General features: G+C 68.9%; 30 protein-coding genes and 1 pseudogene. 2 read left to right on the top strand and 29 right to left on the bottom strand.

The window, feature by feature from the left end:
• Positions 1–37: 37 nt before the first annotated feature.
• Positions 38–682: a hypothetical protein gene (locus tag AAW14_RS06415; RefSeq protein WP_265560766.1), complete on the bottom strand. Its 645-nt coding sequence runs from the start codon at positions 680–682 to the stop codon at positions 38–40.
• Complete coding sequence (locus AAW14_RS06410) at positions 679–2,700, bottom strand: HNH endonuclease (RefSeq protein ID WP_265560764.1); 2,022 nt, start codon at positions 2,698–2,700, stop codon at positions 679–681. The genes AAW14_RS06415 and AAW14_RS06410 overlap by 4 nt, the downstream gene beginning before the upstream one ends.
• 106 nt (positions 2,701–2,806) lie before the next feature.
• Between AAW14_RS06410 and AAW14_RS06405 the strand changes: the two genes are divergently transcribed.
• Complete coding sequence (locus AAW14_RS06405) at positions 2,807–3,028, top strand: hypothetical protein (RefSeq protein WP_265560762.1); 222 nt, start codon at positions 2,807–2,809, stop codon at positions 3,026–3,028.
• 79 nt (positions 3,029–3,107) lie between these two features.
• Here AAW14_RS06405 and AAW14_RS06400 read toward each other — a convergent pair whose 3' ends face one another.
• The 27 genes and pseudogenes from AAW14_RS06400 to AAW14_RS06270 all read right to left on the bottom strand — a co-directional run bounded on the left by AAW14_RS06400 (position 3,108) and on the right by AAW14_RS06270 (position 14,137).
• Positions 3,108–3,326 (bottom strand): hypothetical protein, encoded by a 219-nt coding sequence (locus tag AAW14_RS06400; RefSeq protein WP_265560760.1) that lies wholly within the window; start codon positions 3,324–3,326, stop codon positions 3,108–3,110.
• A gap of 4 nt (positions 3,327–3,330) precedes the next feature.
• The gene (locus AAW14_RS06395; RefSeq protein ID WP_265560758.1) at positions 3,331–3,510 is read right to left on the bottom strand and encodes a hypothetical protein; all 180 of its coding nucleotides are present in this window, start codon (positions 3,508–3,510) and stop codon (positions 3,331–3,333) included.
• Positions 3,507–4,220 (bottom strand): SAM-dependent methyltransferase, encoded by a 714-nt coding sequence (locus AAW14_RS06390; RefSeq protein WP_265560756.1) that lies wholly within the window; start codon positions 4,218–4,220, stop codon positions 3,507–3,509. Before AAW14_RS06390 ends, AAW14_RS06395 begins: the two co-directional genes overlap by 4 nt.
• Before the next feature lie 176 nt (positions 4,221–4,396).
• Positions 4,397–4,624 (bottom strand): annotated as a pseudogene (locus AAW14_RS06385) (WhiB family transcriptional regulator); the annotation flags it as partial.
• Positions 4,621–5,040: a hypothetical protein gene (locus AAW14_RS06380; RefSeq protein ID WP_265560753.1), complete on the bottom strand. Its 420-nt coding sequence runs from the start codon at positions 5,038–5,040 to the stop codon at positions 4,621–4,623. The pseudogene AAW14_RS06385 and the gene AAW14_RS06380, both read right to left, overlap by 4 nt.
• Complete coding sequence (locus tag AAW14_RS06375; RefSeq protein ID WP_265560751.1) at positions 5,037–5,294, bottom strand: hypothetical protein; 258 nt, start codon at positions 5,292–5,294, stop codon at positions 5,037–5,039. Before AAW14_RS06375 ends, AAW14_RS06380 begins: the two co-directional genes overlap by 4 nt.
• An 82-nt stretch (positions 5,295–5,376) precedes the next feature.
• Entirely contained in the window at positions 5,377–5,508 is a 132-nt protein-coding gene (locus tag AAW14_RS06370) for a hypothetical protein (protein ID WP_265560749.1), read from the bottom strand.
• Positions 5,505–5,915 (bottom strand): hypothetical protein, encoded by a 411-nt coding sequence (locus AAW14_RS06365; RefSeq protein ID WP_265560747.1) that lies wholly within the window; start codon positions 5,913–5,915, stop codon positions 5,505–5,507. Before AAW14_RS06365 ends, AAW14_RS06370 begins: the two co-directional genes overlap by 4 nt.
• Positions 5,912–6,250, bottom strand: coding sequence for a hypothetical protein (locus AAW14_RS06360; protein WP_265560745.1), 339 nt, complete (start codon positions 6,248–6,250; stop codon positions 5,912–5,914). The genes AAW14_RS06365 and AAW14_RS06360 overlap by 4 nt, the downstream gene beginning before the upstream one ends.
• Positions 6,247–6,537, bottom strand: a complete 291-nt coding sequence (locus tag AAW14_RS06355) for a hypothetical protein (protein ID WP_265560744.1) — start codon at positions 6,535–6,537, stop codon at positions 6,247–6,249. Before AAW14_RS06355 ends, AAW14_RS06360 begins: the two co-directional genes overlap by 4 nt.
• Positions 6,538–6,600: 63 nt before the next feature.
• The gene (locus AAW14_RS06350; RefSeq protein ID WP_265560742.1) at positions 6,601–7,230 is read right to left on the bottom strand and encodes a hypothetical protein; all 630 of its coding nucleotides are present in this window, start codon (positions 7,228–7,230) and stop codon (positions 6,601–6,603) included.
• A complete protein-coding gene (locus AAW14_RS06345) occupies positions 7,227–8,051 on the bottom strand; it encodes a hypothetical protein (protein ID WP_265560740.1) in 825 nt (274 codons plus the stop codon). The genes AAW14_RS06350 and AAW14_RS06345 overlap by 4 nt, the downstream gene beginning before the upstream one ends.
• Complete coding sequence (locus AAW14_RS06340; RefSeq protein WP_265560738.1) at positions 8,048–8,911, bottom strand: PD-(D/E)XK nuclease-like domain-containing protein; 864 nt, start codon at positions 8,909–8,911, stop codon at positions 8,048–8,050. Before AAW14_RS06340 ends, AAW14_RS06345 begins: the two co-directional genes overlap by 4 nt.
• The gene (locus AAW14_RS06335; RefSeq protein WP_265560736.1) at positions 8,908–9,138 is read right to left on the bottom strand and encodes a hypothetical protein; all 231 of its coding nucleotides are present in this window, start codon (positions 9,136–9,138) and stop codon (positions 8,908–8,910) included. Before AAW14_RS06335 ends, AAW14_RS06340 begins: the two co-directional genes overlap by 4 nt.
• 137 nt (positions 9,139–9,275) lie before the next feature.
• On the bottom strand, positions 9,276–9,788 hold the full coding sequence (locus AAW14_RS06330; RefSeq protein WP_265560734.1) for a hypothetical protein: 513 nt from the start codon (positions 9,786–9,788) through the stop codon (positions 9,276–9,278).
• The gene (locus AAW14_RS06325; protein WP_265560731.1) at positions 9,785–10,171 is read right to left on the bottom strand and encodes a DUF6915 family protein; all 387 of its coding nucleotides are present in this window, start codon (positions 10,169–10,171) and stop codon (positions 9,785–9,787) included. The genes AAW14_RS06330 and AAW14_RS06325 overlap by 4 nt, the downstream gene beginning before the upstream one ends.
• Before the next feature lie 106 nt (positions 10,172–10,277).
• On the bottom strand, positions 10,278–10,769 hold the full coding sequence (locus AAW14_RS06320) for a hypothetical protein (protein ID WP_265560730.1): 492 nt from the start codon (positions 10,767–10,769) through the stop codon (positions 10,278–10,280).
• Positions 10,766–11,128, bottom strand: coding sequence for a hypothetical protein (locus AAW14_RS06315; RefSeq protein ID WP_265560728.1), 363 nt, complete (start codon positions 11,126–11,128; stop codon positions 10,766–10,768). Before AAW14_RS06315 ends, AAW14_RS06320 begins: the two co-directional genes overlap by 4 nt.
• 91 nt (positions 11,129–11,219) lie before the next feature.
• A complete protein-coding gene (locus AAW14_RS06310) occupies positions 11,220–11,438 on the bottom strand; it encodes a hypothetical protein (RefSeq protein ID WP_265560726.1) in 219 nt (72 codons plus the stop codon).
• Between the two features lie 106 nt (positions 11,439–11,544).
• On the bottom strand, positions 11,545–12,033 hold the full coding sequence (locus AAW14_RS06305; protein WP_265560724.1) for a hypothetical protein: 489 nt from the start codon (positions 12,031–12,033) through the stop codon (positions 11,545–11,547).
• A 1-nt stretch (position 12,034) separates the two neighbouring features.
• On the bottom strand, positions 12,035–12,409 hold the full coding sequence (locus tag AAW14_RS06300) for a hypothetical protein (RefSeq protein ID WP_265560722.1): 375 nt from the start codon (positions 12,407–12,409) through the stop codon (positions 12,035–12,037).
• Positions 12,406–12,690: a hypothetical protein gene (locus AAW14_RS06295; protein ID WP_265560720.1), complete on the bottom strand. Its 285-nt coding sequence runs from the start codon at positions 12,688–12,690 to the stop codon at positions 12,406–12,408. Before AAW14_RS06295 ends, AAW14_RS06300 begins: the two co-directional genes overlap by 4 nt.
• A complete protein-coding gene (locus AAW14_RS06290; RefSeq protein WP_265560719.1) occupies positions 12,687–13,022 on the bottom strand; it encodes a hypothetical protein in 336 nt (111 codons plus the stop codon). Before AAW14_RS06290 ends, AAW14_RS06295 begins: the two co-directional genes overlap by 4 nt.
• Positions 13,019–13,192 (bottom strand): hypothetical protein, encoded by a 174-nt coding sequence (locus tag AAW14_RS06285; RefSeq protein WP_265560717.1) that lies wholly within the window; start codon positions 13,190–13,192, stop codon positions 13,019–13,021. Before AAW14_RS06285 ends, AAW14_RS06290 begins: the two co-directional genes overlap by 4 nt.
• On the bottom strand, positions 13,189–13,455 hold the full coding sequence (locus AAW14_RS06280) for a hypothetical protein (protein ID WP_265560715.1): 267 nt from the start codon (positions 13,453–13,455) through the stop codon (positions 13,189–13,191). Before AAW14_RS06280 ends, AAW14_RS06285 begins: the two co-directional genes overlap by 4 nt.
• A gap of 105 nt (positions 13,456–13,560) precedes the next feature.
• Positions 13,561–13,884, bottom strand: coding sequence for a hypothetical protein (locus AAW14_RS06275; protein WP_265560713.1), 324 nt, complete (start codon positions 13,882–13,884; stop codon positions 13,561–13,563).
• 1 nt (position 13,885) lies between these two features.
• On the bottom strand, positions 13,886–14,137 hold the full coding sequence (locus AAW14_RS06270) for a helix-turn-helix domain-containing protein (RefSeq protein ID WP_265560711.1): 252 nt from the start codon (positions 14,135–14,137) through the stop codon (positions 13,886–13,888).
• A gap of 198 nt (positions 14,138–14,335) precedes the next feature.
• Between AAW14_RS06270 and AAW14_RS06265 the strand changes: the two genes are divergently transcribed.
• Complete coding sequence (locus tag AAW14_RS06265; protein WP_265560709.1) at positions 14,336–14,752, top strand: hypothetical protein; 417 nt, start codon at positions 14,336–14,338, stop codon at positions 14,750–14,752.
• Positions 14,753–14,967: the final 215 nt, after the last annotated feature.

Genomic DNA, 14,967 nt, shown 5'->3' with positions numbered 1-14,967 from the left:
GGAGGGGCGGGGCCGCCGCGGACGGCCCCGGGTTCCGTCAGGGCTCGTTGAGGAGAAGCCGGATCAGGGCGGCGATGTCGTCCGGTCCGAGGTGTCGGCGCAGGGCGGTGGCGATGGATTCGGGCGAGGTAAGGACGACGCGGGGTTTGCGCCAACCCTTCTGGCGGGCGGCAGCGTTCGCGGTGATCTCGCCGTTGACGACGCGCTCGGCGAGGTCCGGGTCATCACGCTTCAAGCGCGCGACCACGTACTCGCTGGAGTCCGATCGGTTAATGTTCGTGGCATGAACATTTGAGGTAGCCTCGGGGCGGCCAACGTTCTGCGCGGGAATGACGTCCTCGGCGATCAACCGGGCCACCTCCGCCCGCATCGCCTCCATGCGCTCTCGAATCTCCGTCGCACCCTCCCCGGGGTGCTGGAGCTGGAGAAGCGCCCGAAGCTGCTTGATCGAGTAGCCCAGCCCGAACGGAGGATTGGCCTCCACGAACCGTCGGAACGACGTGAACGGCTCCGGACGGCTGGGCCCGGACGGGACCTTGCGCCAGGTCTCGTCCTCGACGATCGCAGCCAGTCCCTCCAGTGCACTCCCCGGCGAGCCCCCGTCTCTACGGAGGATGTGCTCCACCCGGTGCACGCGGCGCTGCTCTGGCGTCAGATCGCCGCCAGACACCATCCGGGTCACGACTGCCCCCGGATTGCCGTGACCGCCCGGAGGCGAGCCTCGGCGTCCGCGACCGTTCGGACGTCGCCAGCAGAGAACCCTGCCGCCTTGTTCACACGCTTGGTGGCCTTCCCCATGTACATCCCGTAGTCAGGCCGACCGCCAGTGATACCGCGGTCCGCCAGGTACGCCTTGATCTCCTCGACGACCTGACGGTTCAGCTCCTCGATCTGCTGCTTGTCCGTCAGTGCAACCGTCGGCACAGCCGTTTCCGGCGCGGACTGCTGCGGGAACTCGACGGACACAGCGTCGTGCGTCACCACCTTCGCCCGGCTCCCGTAGTCCTCCAGGAGGCCGGCCAGGCTGGTGACGTCCGCGACGACGCCCCACCGGTGCTTCAGGGACTCGATCAGCAGCCGCTCGTCATGTTCGACCTCGGCGTCATTGCTGACGGCCCGAACCGTCGTCATCCGGGTGGACTCGATGAACGTCAGCTGGTCGCGGTCCGCAGACTTCCTGTCGGAGTCGTCCTGATCCTGGGTTCGTTCCTGGCGGCGGCGTAGTCCTTCGTCCTGCTGCTCGCGCAATTGGTCGAGAAAGTCCTGCATCTTTCGGTCGTCTGGGGCGATGATGCGGCACGTCTGCTCGTCGAACGGCTCTTCCTCCCACACACGTAGGCCGCGCCCGACGAGTTGCATCAGGTGGCCCGGGTCGCGGTAGTGGGTGAGCACGCCGACGACGGTGATCGGCTTGCAGTCGTAGCCGATGAACGCCATGCGGACCGTGACGAGGATGTCGGCCGGGTGGGTCTTGAAGTTCTGCAGGGTGTCCTGAGCGGCCTTGCCGTCGGACGACACGGCGATATGGACCCGCAGGCCCGGGTAAGTGGCCCGCAGATAGTTCGTGACGGCCTCGGCGTCCTTCTTCTCCATGCAGGAGATCAGGCCGCGGTATGCCGAGTTGAGGACCTGTTTCTCTCGGACGCTCTGGACGACCAGGTCTGCCATCGGCTGCCAGGTGGTGGGCAGGCGGAGTGTCGGCTGAAGGTTCGACTCAAGGCTGGAGATCTGGTACTCGACGGACCACTGTCGGCCGACGTCGGTCTCGGTCACACTCCCCTCGTGCAGCAGCATCTCGAAGCGGCGCAGGTACTCCCCGTCGATGCCGTCGGCGTAGGTGGCCTCGGCGTGGCGGACGAGCTGCTGCTTGCCGGACTCACTGGGCTCGGTGTAGTCGGCGAGGACGAGCGGCCGGCCGTCGGCTCGGTATGGCGTTCCGGTGAGCAGCACGGTGTGGGCGGAGTACTCGTGCATCTCCTTGACGAGGGCGCCGGCGCGGGTTCCTCCTCCGCTGCCATCGTCGGCTCCGCAGAACTGCGCCTCGTCGGCGACGAGCAGGAAGCGGCCACGGTGTTCCTCGGCCCAGTCGAGGAAGGTTGCGGGGTCGGTAGCGAGGGCGGTGTAGGTGGAGACGAAGCCGGTTCCGCCTGCGCCGGGCTGCGTCAGGGGCGGTCGAGCGTCACTGTGTCGGATCTTCCCGAAACGGGACTTCGCATCGAACAGCGTGTGCAGTCCGCGGAGTTCTCGCGTCTCCCGGTCTTGGGCCATCCATGACGTTTCGCACTGCCGGGCCAGGCTGACGCGGGGAACGAACACAGCCAGGTAGTCGATGAGCCCCTGCCGCAGAAGATGCGTTGCTGCGGCTTGGTAGGTGAGGGTCTTGCCGGTGCCGGGTGTGCCGAGGGCGATGGTGACGCGGCGGCCGGTGGCGAACCCGTCGAAGATGGCTTCGATGACGTCGGCCTGAAAGGGGCGCGGGTCGAAGGTGTCCGTGTAGGTCAAGGCTGATCCTTTGGTGAGGTTGCAGGCGGGGCAGAGGGCGCGGCCGTTCTGGACTTGGGTCGGTCCGCCCTTGGTCCAGGGGGTGTCGTGGTCGGCGTGCCAGCCGTCGCTGAGGAGCGCGTTGCAGGATTCGCAGCGGCCTTTTGCACGCCGGTACAGGTGGGCTCGCTGCTGTCGGGAGAAGAAGCGCCTAGCCATGGGCGTGGTGTCTTTCTGCTCGGGCTGGTGGTCCGTCCGGCGTACTGCCATACTACTTTAAAGGTTGGAAAGATTGGAAGGATTGGCAATGACTTACACTCTGGCCATGGCTGTTGACCAGGGCATTGAGATCGCCGAGGACGGTGTGGCTGAGGTTTCGATGACCAAGGCCCGCGCGTCGCTGACCGCACTCATCCGCGAGGTGGCCTGGGGAAAGAAGACCGGCGCCTTCAAGGAGCGGGGGGAGCGCACGGCGTACCTGGTGACGCCCGAGTTCTACAAGCAGGCCCTCGATGACCGTGCTCGCCTCGAGTCGCTTGAGACCTAGCGACATCTGTCTCCTCCTCCCTCCGCCCCGCGCCGTGTGCGCGGGGCTTGTGCGTGGTGTGTGCGGGGCGGGCCGCGGCTCAGGCGGCGGGCTGGTCATCGCTGGCGTGGTCGGGGCACAGGTCGCGCCCGTCTCGGGTTCGTCGCCAGCCGCGGCGCTCCTTCAGCAGCCGGCGCAGGTGCTGGTGCGTGTGCGGCTCGAACCGGACCGGCCAGCTGCCCTCTGCGCAGCAACGGCCGTCCGTCTCGGTCTCGTCGTCTGCGTCGCAGCGGAGGACGAGGTAGGCGTCAGCGGTCATGGCGTCACCGGCCCTTGGCTTCGAGGGCGCGGATGATGCGGAGCATCTGGAGCTCGAACTCCTCGCGTTCGTCCTCGTCGGCGAAGAGGCGTTCGGCCATTTCCGTGTCGATGACCGCGCTCAGTTCGCGGGCCGCACGGTCGTGGGCGATGCGTCGGATCTCTGCTTTGCGTTCCCGGGTCATGCGGCCACCCCCAGTGCGGCCTGCAGGTGGTCGGTGAGCTGCTCCCCGATCCACTGGGTGTAGGCGGGCGGCACGCCCTGGTTGAGGCCGTCCTTCGTCATCCATCCGGCCGGGACACCCATAGCGTCTTCGGCTGCGGCCTTCGAGCAGTTGCCGCCGCCGGTGACCTGGACGAAGTCCGTCCACTCGTCGAGCTGCCCGTAGTGGGCCTTTCGCTTGTCGAGGGTGTAGTGCAGTGGGTGCCGCTTCGGGCATGGGCGGGGCGCGTACAGCGGGAGCGGCGACTCGAAGATGCGGTGCCGGCTCACCCGCAGGCCGTCGAACATCGTTCCGCAGAGGGTGATGGGGTTCTTCAGGGGTGCGCCCTCGACGTTCTCGATCACGTAGGGGAGGCCGGTGGCCTCGGCGATCTCGCGGGCTTCGGGGATGAAGTCCTCGTAGTCGAGGCCGGTGCGGTGCTTCAGGTCGGAGTGCTCCCAGCAGGGCGGGCTCCACGCTGAGGCGTTGAAGTTCTGGGCGATCCACTCCGGGTCGAGGTCGCGCAGGTCGGCTTGGATGAAGGGGAACGGGTAGCGGGGCTGCGGTTCCCGGTCCACGCCGACGACGTCGAAGCCGGCGAGGTAGTAGCCGTAGGAGGCCATGCCCTGCTTGCAGCAGACGTCGAGGATGGTGTAGCCGTTCGGGACGCGGGGCGGGAGGGTCCAGGTCATGCTGCGGCCTCCAGTCCGGCCTTGGCCGTCTTCTCCCGCTGGGCGCGCTGGTTGCCGTAGGCGCGGTTGGCGTCGGCGCAGGGCTGGCAGATGGGGGTGTGTTCGCGCAGGTGGCGTTTGTAGCCGGGGCGGGTGCCGCAGCGGGCAGGCGTGCGCCGGGTGACGGGGGTGCGGTGGCGTCGGATGTTGCGGAGTTGGGTCTCGTCGAGGCCGCCCCAGACGCCGTTTTCCATGCGGTTGTCGATGGCCCATTGGGCGCACTGTTCGATGACGGGGCAGGTGCGGCAGATCTGCTTGGCGTCCTCGGCTTGCAGGTGGGCTTGGCCGGTGTCGCCGACGGGGAAGAACAACTCCGGGTCGTGGTCGAGGCACGCTGCGTGGTGGCGCCAGTCGTTGACGGTCATGCGGCGACCCCCAGGGCTTCGGTGAGGGCGCGCCGCCACTGTCGTTCGGCGGTGAGGTGGGTGGTGCACAGTCCGCGGCCGGCCCTTGCCTTTCGGCAGCCGGTGGTGGTGCACAGCTGGTCGGGGTCGAGCATTCCGGCGTCGGCTTCCCAGTCCTTCACGAGTCGCTCGTAGACGGAGAGGTGGACGGAGACGGTGGCGCGTGGCATGCCGTGGCTGCGCAGCCAGAGGGCGGCTTCGCGGATTTCGTCGGCGTTGAGGTGGGGCCGGGGGTGGTCGCCGCTGATGGCGCGTTCGACGGCGTACCAGTCGATGCGTCGGGTGCTGAACTCGGTTTCGGTTGCGGGTGGGGTGAAGGTGAGGCGCTGTTCGCGGGCGTGGGCGGCGATGAAGGGGCGTTCGCGCATCTGGGTCACGGGGTGTCCTCCTTCCGGACTGCGAGGGGTTGGGCTTCGATGCGGCGGCATTCCCACAGCAGGTGCGGGTCGGTGCCGGGCTGGTTGTCGGGTGCGGCGGGGATGCGGCGGGCGCGGCGGCCGATGGCGTTGCCGGTGCGGTATCCGGCGGCGACGATGAACGTGGCGGCGCCGGTGGCGAGGAGTGCGACGCTGGCGGCTCCGCAGGTGAGGAAGCCGGTGATGCAGGCGTCGACGAACTCGAGGTTGGTCACGTCCGCCTCCCGTATTGCCAGCGCCGGTAGACGTAGCGGACGGCGGTGAGGACGAGCACGGTGGCGGGGATGGCGAGGATGCTCACGGTTGCCTCCCACACGCCCAGTCGTGGACGCAGGTGGCGGCGGCGATGAGGGCGCCGGTGATGGTTCCGGTGGCGACGAGGAGCAGGTACAGGCGGTGCAGCGGCTGGTGCTCGAGGCGGGCGATCATGCGGCGGCCCTCCGCTCGAGAGCGCGGGCAGCGCGTCGGGCGGCGCGCTCTTCGCGGCGGCGGGCGGCGACCATTTCCCGCAGCGGGGCGGGGACACCGATCCACACGTGGACGAGGGATTGGTGGGCGCGGACGCTGCCGCCGTAGTCGTGGTGGCGGATGATGCCCGCGTCCTGCAGACGGCCGGGCAGACTCCCCCACTGGGACTTGGGGTGCGGCGGGTCGGGCAGGTTCTTGGCCGCGGCGATCTCGGCGACGGTGAACGGCTCGCGGGTGTCGGCGGCTTCGACGAACGCGTCCCACACTTCGGTGACCCACGCCTCGTAGTCGTCGACTATGCGGCGGATCTTCGCGGGCGCGGACGCGACCATCTCGGTGCCGTCGAACGCGGGCTGGATGTGGCTCACCGGGCCGCCTCCTCGAAGAGGCTTTCGACCATCGTGTTGTTGGCGTCGACGGCGGCGTTGTAGCAGTCCATGCACAGGAACGTGACGGGCTTCTCGACGCCGGGCTCGTCCCAGGGCTGGGCGGGCGGCTGCCAGCGGAAGAGTCGCTTCTGGCGGTTGCAGTCGGGGCACTGGCCGTCGCGGCTGCTGCCGACGATCAGGGCCTCTTCCTGGCGGCGGAGTTCGGCCTCGTGCTGGTTGTAGGTGATGCCGCATCCGGTGCAGTCGCCGGGCCGGAAGATCGAGCCGTGCGGGGGCTGGCAGGGGAAGCTGTGCTTGCAGAGCGAAACCTTCATCGGGTGGCCTCCTCGTCGGCGTGTGCGGGTGTGGTGACGGCGAGTTCGGCGCCGGTCAGCAGGTACAGGGGCAGGCGGTCGACGCGGAGGATGGTGCGGATGTCGCGGGTCGTCCGCCGGATGTGGGCGGCCGCCGCGTCGTCCGTGGTCTTGTCGGCTGCCTCGTCGTAGCGGTCGGCGAGCGCCGTGAACGCCGTCCGCAGGGCCGTCTCGGAGCGGGTGGGGAGGTCGTCGCCGGGGCCGCGGTGGGCCAGCGCGTCGAGCAGCTGGCGGAGGAAGTGGCGCATGATGTGGTCTCCTTGGGGTGGCCGCCCGCGATTCGCCCGCGGGCGGCCGTTCGCGTGTGCGGGCTAGAACGGGGGCTCGGACGGGTCGGGTCCGAGGGCGAGGTCGGTGATCCGCTTCTCGATGTCGCCGGTGAGGTCGACGCCTTCGCTCTTCAGCTCGAACGTGATGTTGCGGGCCCACTGGCGGACTTCGTCCGAGCCGGGGGCGAGGAGCATTTCGGCGAGACGAGCGACGATGATCTGGCGGAATATGTCAGGGACTTCGCCGGTGGTGTCCGGCTTCGCCGCCCACGCGTCGGCGGCCGGGGCTGCGATGTACGGGCCCTTCCAGATGGCTTTCGGGTCGTAGCCGTCGTCGCTGAGGTGCTCGTCGACGAGGTCGTCGATGTTCGCGTCGGCGGAGTCGAGCCCCTTGGCGAGGTCGATCGCCTCGCGTCGGCGGACACGGTCGCTGCACACGAGGGCGTGCGCGATGTGCCCGGCCACCCAGCGGCGCGTGGAGTGGAGTCGGGTGCGCAGCTCTTCGTTGGCCTCTCGCAGGTCCTCGTTGACCGTGTTCGCGGCGAGGGCGGCGTGGCCCTGCCCGATCCAGGCGGAGACCTCGGCGATCCGCATGTCCTGCTTGTTCTCGGTGAGGTGGCGGTCGGCCGTGGCGAGGTGCTTCTCGGCTTCGGCGCGGTGGTCGATGCTCATGCGGCACCGTCCTCGGGCTGCCAGTCGACGGAGTCGTCGATGGCGTCCTGGTCCCAGTCGCCGGCCGCGGGCTGGTCGTCGCGGGCGACGCTGTAGGCGGGCTCGTCGGCCGGGGCGGGCACGGTCCGCTGAACCCCGGCCGGTGTCGGCGGGTTGGTCAGCGCCGCGACGGACAGAGGCGCCTTGGTCCGGAACTCGGTTCCTCCGACCGACATGACCTCGGCGTGGGTGACGCCTTCGAGCTCCTCGGACACGTAGGCCATGCCGTGGAGGGCGTCGGAGGCGATCAGGCGGGACAGTTCGCCGGTGGCGCGGGCGACGAGCATTCCCTTCGGGTTCTTCTTCCACTGGTCCTTGCCGAGGAGCCCCATGAGCCGGGCGCGGTCGATGACCCACTCGACGGTCTGCCAGGCATCCGAGTCCTTGCGGCGGCCTCGCATGACGCAGCGGGTGTCGGTGGACTCCACCAGCTCGATTTCGTGGCCCTGCTGCTGGACGATGGCCCGCATGGCGTGGGCCCTCAGGGCGGGTGTGCCCTGGATGATGTCGATGGACTTCAGCGTCGCCATCGGCTTCAGCCCGAGCTCGCTGCCAGCGAGGATCGCGGCGGCGATGTCGCCGGGCTTGCCGCGCAGGGACTGCGGGACGAACGAGGTGGCGGCGAGTTTCTGCGCCATGTCGTAGGCGAGGCTGGCTTCCTGCGCCCACTGCATGAGGGCGGTGGTTCCGGCGCTCGGTGCCGGGGCGGGCAGGATGTTGGTCTGTTCGGTTGTGGCGACGGCCTGCTGCTCGTCGCGCTGGGCGATTTCGTTGCTGGTCACTTCAGGTATTCCTCTGCTTGTCGGAGGGTGTCCCAGGTCGGCATTCCGATCTGGGGGATCTGGTCGACGGGCCCGGTCCAGTCGGGCCACTCGTCGTTGGCGATGCAGTCGGCGTAGAGGCGCAGGGCGCGTTCGTTGCGGGCGCGACCGATGTCGCGGTCCTGGTCGGCGAGTTCGCGGACCGTCACGAGGTACGGCGCCGTCTTGCTCTGGAAGACGAAGATGAAGCGGACGTCCAGCGGCTTGAGCACCGCCCAGATCCCGTCGACGTACATGGCGTCTTGCTGGTGGTACGAGTGGTCGCGGATCGCTCGGGAGATGGCGTCGGGGCTGGCGTCGCGGCAGGACTTGTAGTCGACGGCCAGGGCCAGGCCGGGCATCTCCTTCAGCCAGTCCGGGCGCACTCGGCAGCGGATGCCAGTGGCCGGGTCGGTCCAGTACAGGGAGAGTTCGGCACGGCCCGTGCCCGGGGCGAACAGTGGGCCGGCGATCGGGTGCTGGCGGATGGCTTCGGCCATCGCCTGCACCTGTTCCCACTCGTGAGCGAGGAGCGGGACGGCGCCGGCTTCGCGGGCTTCGTCGCGGGCCGCTTTGGCTGCCTTGGTGAGGTAGTTGTCGAAGTTGAGCGGCTCCAGCTCCTCGCCCTCGCCGAGCACCAGGCGGTGTGCGGCGTGCCCGAGGTCGAACTCGCGCTTCGGCGCCGGGGGGTTGTCGCGGTCGTATTTGAACTGGGCGGGGCAGCCGGGGGCGAGCAGGGCGCGCAGCCCGGACGACGAGATCGAGGTCTTGTCCGCGTGGTAGGCCTCGGCGGACAGGCCGTCGACGACCTTCGGCGCCTCCACCTCCACCGCGGCGGTCACTCTGCCGCCCTTTCCGTTGCGCGGCGGAGCACGGCGGCTGCGTATGCGTCGATGAGGCGGCGCGCGTTGTCGCCCAGCCAGCCGCCGTCTTCCAGCGCGCTGAGCAGTTCCGCCTCGGGCTCGCAGTCCTCGCACAGGCCGGCGGCGGGGACGAACGGGCCGACCTCGTCGCCGCAGCGGGTGCAACGCAGCGGGCCAGTGGGCTTTGTGGTGCTATCGGGGCTCATGTGACCCTCTCTTGGGTGTGCTGATGGGTGGGCCGCCAGCCCCAGCCGGGGGGTGGTCCGGGGCTGGCGGCCCTGGGTGGCGGCGCGGAGCGGGGGGATCTCGGACACGCCGCCGGTCTTCGGTTGTGGTCAGGCGGTCAGTCGTGCTGGTAGAACTCGACTTCGATGCCGTCGCGGCGAACGGTCACCTGCGCGTGGTCACCGAACGCCTCCAGCAGCACGTGCTCGAAGGCGCCGCCCTCGACTGCGGCAGACAGCGCCTTGCAGCGGCGGTAGCGGGCCTCATCGGGGCCCTCGTAGGGGCTGTCCTGCCAGACCTTCGAGCCGCCAGGGTTCTCGGGGTTGGCGACCCAACTGCCCGATACCTTGCCGAGGCTGGGGTGGCTGTAGACCTCCAGCTCGTACTGGTCGTCGACGTCCTTGTCGGCGTCGGTACGGACCCACAGGCCGTAGGCGCTGAACTCGCAGGGGTCGCCGTCGTTGAAGTACGGGGTGTACTGCCGCCACCCGAATTCGACGATGGTCGGGTCGTCGAGGACGGCCTGGATGATCGGCTGAAGCTCCTCGATGGGCTTCTGCTCGACGCGGGTGGCGCCAGGGGTGATGTCGCCCTGGACGGGGATGCCAAGGAAGTTCCGGGCGCTGGTCACTGGGTGCCTCCGGTGGGCTGGTTGAGGAGCAGGTGGGAGAGGGGGACGGTCTTGCGCTGGCTGCCGGACATCCATGCGGCGATGGGCATGCCGTCGATGTAGTCCGCTGGCGAGGGGAGCCAGCCGAGGTCCTCAAGGACGTGTTGTTCGGCGATGAGCCGGACGGGGACCTGGACGGTGGTCCGCTGCTTGGGGACGTCGAGGGTGACGCCGAAGATGCGCTGGCACAGCCACACGCCTTCGGTGTGGTGGTACAGGGAGCGGTGCCGGACGTCGCCGATGATTCGCTTGCTGCTGTCGATGAATTCGTGGATGGGCAGGTACAGGTCGGGGCTGCCGCCCCATTTGCGGGCGCTGCTCTGGGCGTGGTGCCAGGAGTTCACGCGTGTTCTCCGTGGGATCCTTGGTGGTGGGAACCCCGGGCGGTCGCTTCGCTCGGGGCTTCTTGTTCACCGGCCGCCCGTACCTGTCCGGCCGGGCGGCCGGGAGTCAGGCGGCCGGGAGGTTCGCCGGGTCGGCCGCGTTCGGGTTGTCGATGACCGTGACCGTGTCGACGGTGGTGACCGTGCCGATGCCGAGCGCCTGCCACAGGGGCTTCACGTCGATCGGTGTGGTCGCCTGGTCTTCGATCGCGCTGGTGTCGCGGTGGCCGATCTGCGGCACGTCGATGCGGTACGCGTTTGCTTCGATGGCGATGTCGGCGGCGAACCGGCGCTTCAACGCGGCGAGTTCGGCGGCGAGCCCGTCCCGCTCTTCGATCAGCTCGTCGATGGTCGCCTGGTGGGCGATGACGGTCTCGTCGAGCTGGGCTGCCAGCCGGTTGCGGTCGGCGGTCAGGGTGTCGATTTCGGTGGCCATGGCGACCATCTGGCAGGTGTTGTCGTCGGCTTCCCGCTCGAGGCGGCCGATCGTCTTGACCAGTTGCCACGGGGTCTTGCCGCGGTGCCGGGCGCGGGTGCGGAGGTCCTGGGTGATGCTCACGCTGCGGCCTCCGCCCTCAGCTCGGCCGCGGTCTGCTTGAACAGGGCGATGGCGTCATCGGCGTCGCGGCCTTTCTCGTCGTTCCACACGACGAGGGAGGCGCGGTCGATGCGCTTCTCGAGGGCGCGTTCCGCCGCGTACACGAGGGGGCTGCCGGCGTAGCGGGGGGTGCCGTGGGCGGCGATGTTGAGGGCGCCGATGATGTCGACCCGGCACAGTTGCACCAGGCGCCCGTCCGCGGCCTGACGGGTGTCGTAGAGGTACCGCTTGTTGAAGCCGTTCGCCTTGATGATCTCGGCGGCTTTGTCGCACAGGTCGGCGATTTCGGCGTCGGTCGGGGCGATGGTTGCGGTGGTCACTGGGACCTCCTATTGATCCGGTTGCTGATGCGGGTGCCGAAGGCGGCGAGGAACGCGAAGCCGGCGAGGGCGACCAGGCCTGGGAGGCTGATCACGGCGCGTCCAGGAAGGTGCGGTCGATGTATCCGGCGGCTGCGGTGTCGGCGTAGTTGCGGGCGGTGCGGAGTTCGTGGTTGTGGTTGCGGGCGTCGTCGAGCAGCGCGCGGAGTTCGGCGATGCGGTCCCGGAGTTGGCGGTTGGCGTGCCGGACGAGGGCGTTGAACAGGCCCGCGGTCGGTGGCAGGTGGGGTGACGGGATTGGGGTGGTCATTCGTCGTCCTCCCGCCGTGCTTCCTGCCGGGCGGCGGGCGTGACGTCGATGGCTGCTGCGGCGAGGAGGAGGACCGCGACCCAGGCCGCGAAGATCAGGTCGGCGATCACGAGGCCCTCCAGCCGGTGAGCTGGTTGCTGTCGGCCCGCCAGGTGTGCGTCCGGTCCCAGTTGGCGTTCGGGTAGGCGCCTTGCATGAGGGAGGCGATCTGCCTGGATCCGCCGCGGGGCAGCTTCAACTGGTGGCCGTCGGCGTTGCGGGCGGTGACGACGAACACGCGCTCCATCGGCCCGTGCACATCCGTCCACACCGGGGTGAGCAGGACCGTGATGGCGCCCGGGGCGATGCGGTGGATGCGGTAGCCGAGCTGGCGGCGGTGCCGGCGCCTACGGGCAGCCGATGCCCTCCGCGGGTGCAGGGGGTTGGCTTCGTGGTCCATGGTGCGGCGCGAACGGAGCGTCTCGAAGTACTCGCCTCGCACGCCGCGCGACCATGCGCTGAGGTCGGGGCCGTAGATGGTGCGGTAGTCGGCGTCCAGGCGGATGAGGACCGCCTCGACGTCCTCCGCGTGCAGGGGCTCCAGGGCGGTCGCCATGTCAGGCCACCTCCCGGGCGGTGCGTTCGAACGCGGCGATGACGTCGGCGGGGGTGCGCTCGTCGGCGTCGTTCCAACCGGCCAGCCGCAAGACGGGCGGCTCGCCCTCGAAGCCGTACAGGTGGAAGTCCTCGATGCGGGCGTTCAGGCGGGCGACGACCGCATCGAACTCGGTGCGCCCGTCCTGGCCTTCACGGGGCGGGAGCGGGTCCCCGAAGACGACGATTGACAGGGCGCCTGCCGCGCACACGGGCCACTCGCAACGGCCGAGGCTGACGCCGACCTGGGACTCGGGGATGTTGTAGAAGTCCCCCTTCGCGTGGCCGTTGGTGCGGATGATGTCCGCGGCCTTCAGGTAGATCTCGGCGAGGCTCACGGCGTCTCCTTGGGTGTGGGGTTGGTGGCGGCCATGGCGGCAGCCCAGGCCGGGTAGTCGGCGAGGGTGGACACGGGCGCGTCGGGGTGGGCGACCAGCCAGGCGTCGAGGGCGTAAGCGAGTCGGTCCGACGGCGAATGCGTGTGGGCGGCGGCATCGGCGAGCGTCTGACAAGCCCGCTGCCGGGCGACGATGGCGCGGACATCGGCCTCCAACTGCAGGGAGGCGGCGATACGAGATTCGAGCGTGTCGACGGGGCGGGGCGGAGTCGGGGCGGTCATCGCGTGGCCTCCGTCCCCGGCGTGATGCCGAGCAGGGCGGGCGCGATGTCCTCGACGAACACGAACTTCTTGCCGTCCTCGTTGCGCCACGTGCGGGTCATCGCCGCGTCGTGCAGGCGCTTGGCCAGCGCGTCGCGTTCGGCGCGGACCGCGGCCAGCTCGGCGAGGAGGGCAGGCACGTCCTCCTCCAGCACGGCCTCGGCGCGTTCGCAGATCTCCTGACCCGGCATCGGGCTGTACTTGTTCATCCACTCGGTGAACTCGGCTGTACGCTTCGCGATCCGCTCCCGGATTTCGGTTTCGCGCTGCGGTGTCAGACGGTCGGCGGTCATCGCTCGCCCCCGATCTCGGCAGGGATGTGGGTGCCGCCGTCGCGCCAGGCGTAGGCGAGCAGGACACCGGCGGTGTACGGCTGGCGGACGATGGCCATGACCTCGTCGTCCCAGTCGCCGAGGAGCGCTTCCTCGATGTCGGCGATCAGCTCCGGGGTCAAGTCGCTCATCGCGCACCGCCAGCGATGGCGCGCAGGAACTGAGCGGCGACGGTCTGGGCGGCGTACTTCGCAGCACACGGCGAGCACTCGTCGATGCACTCGGTCTCGCCGCTCGGCCACTCCACCATCGAGTGGAGGCCCTCCGCGTCGATGTCCTCGACGGCCTCCAGCAGGTCAGCGAGAGCGGAGTTCGTCGGACGGATCTTGTCGGCCGCCTCGGACAGATCGATCTGGTCGATCACCACGGCTTCGGTCAGGGATACTGGACTCACGAGAAGCCCCTTTCGTTTCAAACGGGTTGAGGGGTGGATCGCGCGGCTAGGCCGCGGGGCCCCGGCTGCCGGTGTGTGGAAGCCCGGCGGTTGGGGCCGCAGCCGCTAGGCGGCGGTACGGGCCGGGCGACGGCGAGTGCCGCGTCGGGCGCCCTGGGTCGGGGCGTTGCGGTGCATCTCGGCGATCTCGGCGAGGTCGCTGTCGCTGAACATGAGGCAGCCGTTCATGCGCACGTGGGGGAACGGCGTGCCCTTGCTGCCGTCTTCGGGACGGTTGGCGCCGTCGCGGAGCCAGCGCTCGCCCTTGGTGCTACCTGCGTCGTGTTCGGCCTGGGTCTTGAAGCCCATTCGGACTGCGGCTTCACCGACGTTGTGGAAGCGTTCGAGTAGCTGCACGGGCTTCGTGGGGGGAGCCTTACGCGGGGGCATGTCACCTCTTCTCGGGTGGGTCCTCTGGGAGCGTGAGGAGTTGGGTGGAGTCGGCCGGCAGGCCGAACGCTTGACGGAGCCGCTGGTAGGGACCGGGTCTCATGCGGGTGCGGTATCCGTTTTCGAGGTGGTTGAGGTAGCGCGGACTTATGAGCGCTCTTCGGGCCATCTCTGCTGTGCTCAGCCCTGCCTGCATGCGGAGCTTGCGGATTTCCGCCCCTTTCACCTGGAAGGTGGTAGGGGTTGATTCCATGCCTCGAAGTTAGCGGAAGCTGGCGGCCATGTCTAGCGGAAGTTCGCAGAAGTTAGCGGAAGATCGCTACTGGCGGGTTGGGGTGTCGAACGGCCGTGTCAGCACGAATCCGGTCACTGTGCGCCTTTGAGCCGCTACGTTCCGGACTCCTTTGGCCCGGTCCTAGCTGGTCCTAGCGGGTCCTGCAAAGATGTGCGCATGACCAGCCCCGACCCCGAGCGCCTGGCGGTGCTCGTACAGAAGCGACGCACCGAGCTACGGCTCGGCATCGAGCCTGCCGCCAAGCTCGGCGGCATCTCCAAGGACACGTGGAAGCGGGTCGAGGCGGGCCAGAAGGTATGGGACCGTTCCTACGCCGGGATCGACGAAGCCCTTCAGTGGGCCACCGGCAGCTGCCTGCGCATCCTGGCCGGCGGCGACCCCATCGTCAGCGAACCCATTGCCGACGTCGATGACGTGAAGGTGTCTGACGTACCGAAGTCCGAACTCGCCCGGCTTGTCGGTGATGCGGTTCAGACTGCGGCCATTGCTACGAAGGGCTCGTTGACGGGCGATGAGATCGCCGAGCTGAACGAGCGTGTACTGCGGGAGCTGCGCGAACGAGGCGTGATCTAGAAAGTTCAGCCGTTTGGCGTACAACCTTTCGATGTCACACTTTTGTTACGGCAACTCCGTGCGTCACTTTCGTCACCCGTGGTTCCAACAGGTGCGAAACGTGGCACAGTCGTGACAACACCTTGGGGGTTCCCCATCGCACCCGGAAGGGGGACCAGTTGTGCGGAGCAGTCTGTCCATAGTCGATGTCGGTCCGGAGTTTGCAGGTTGGGCAG

The organism is Streptomyces hygroscopicus (assembly GCF_026168105.1).
In the GTDB taxonomy this organism is placed as follows: domain Bacteria; phylum Actinomycetota; class Actinomycetes; order Streptomycetales; family Streptomycetaceae; genus Streptomyces; species Streptomyces hygroscopicus_D.
The sequence above is the reverse complement of the archived record's forward strand: the minus strand, read 5'-3'. Positions and strand labels throughout refer to the sequence as shown.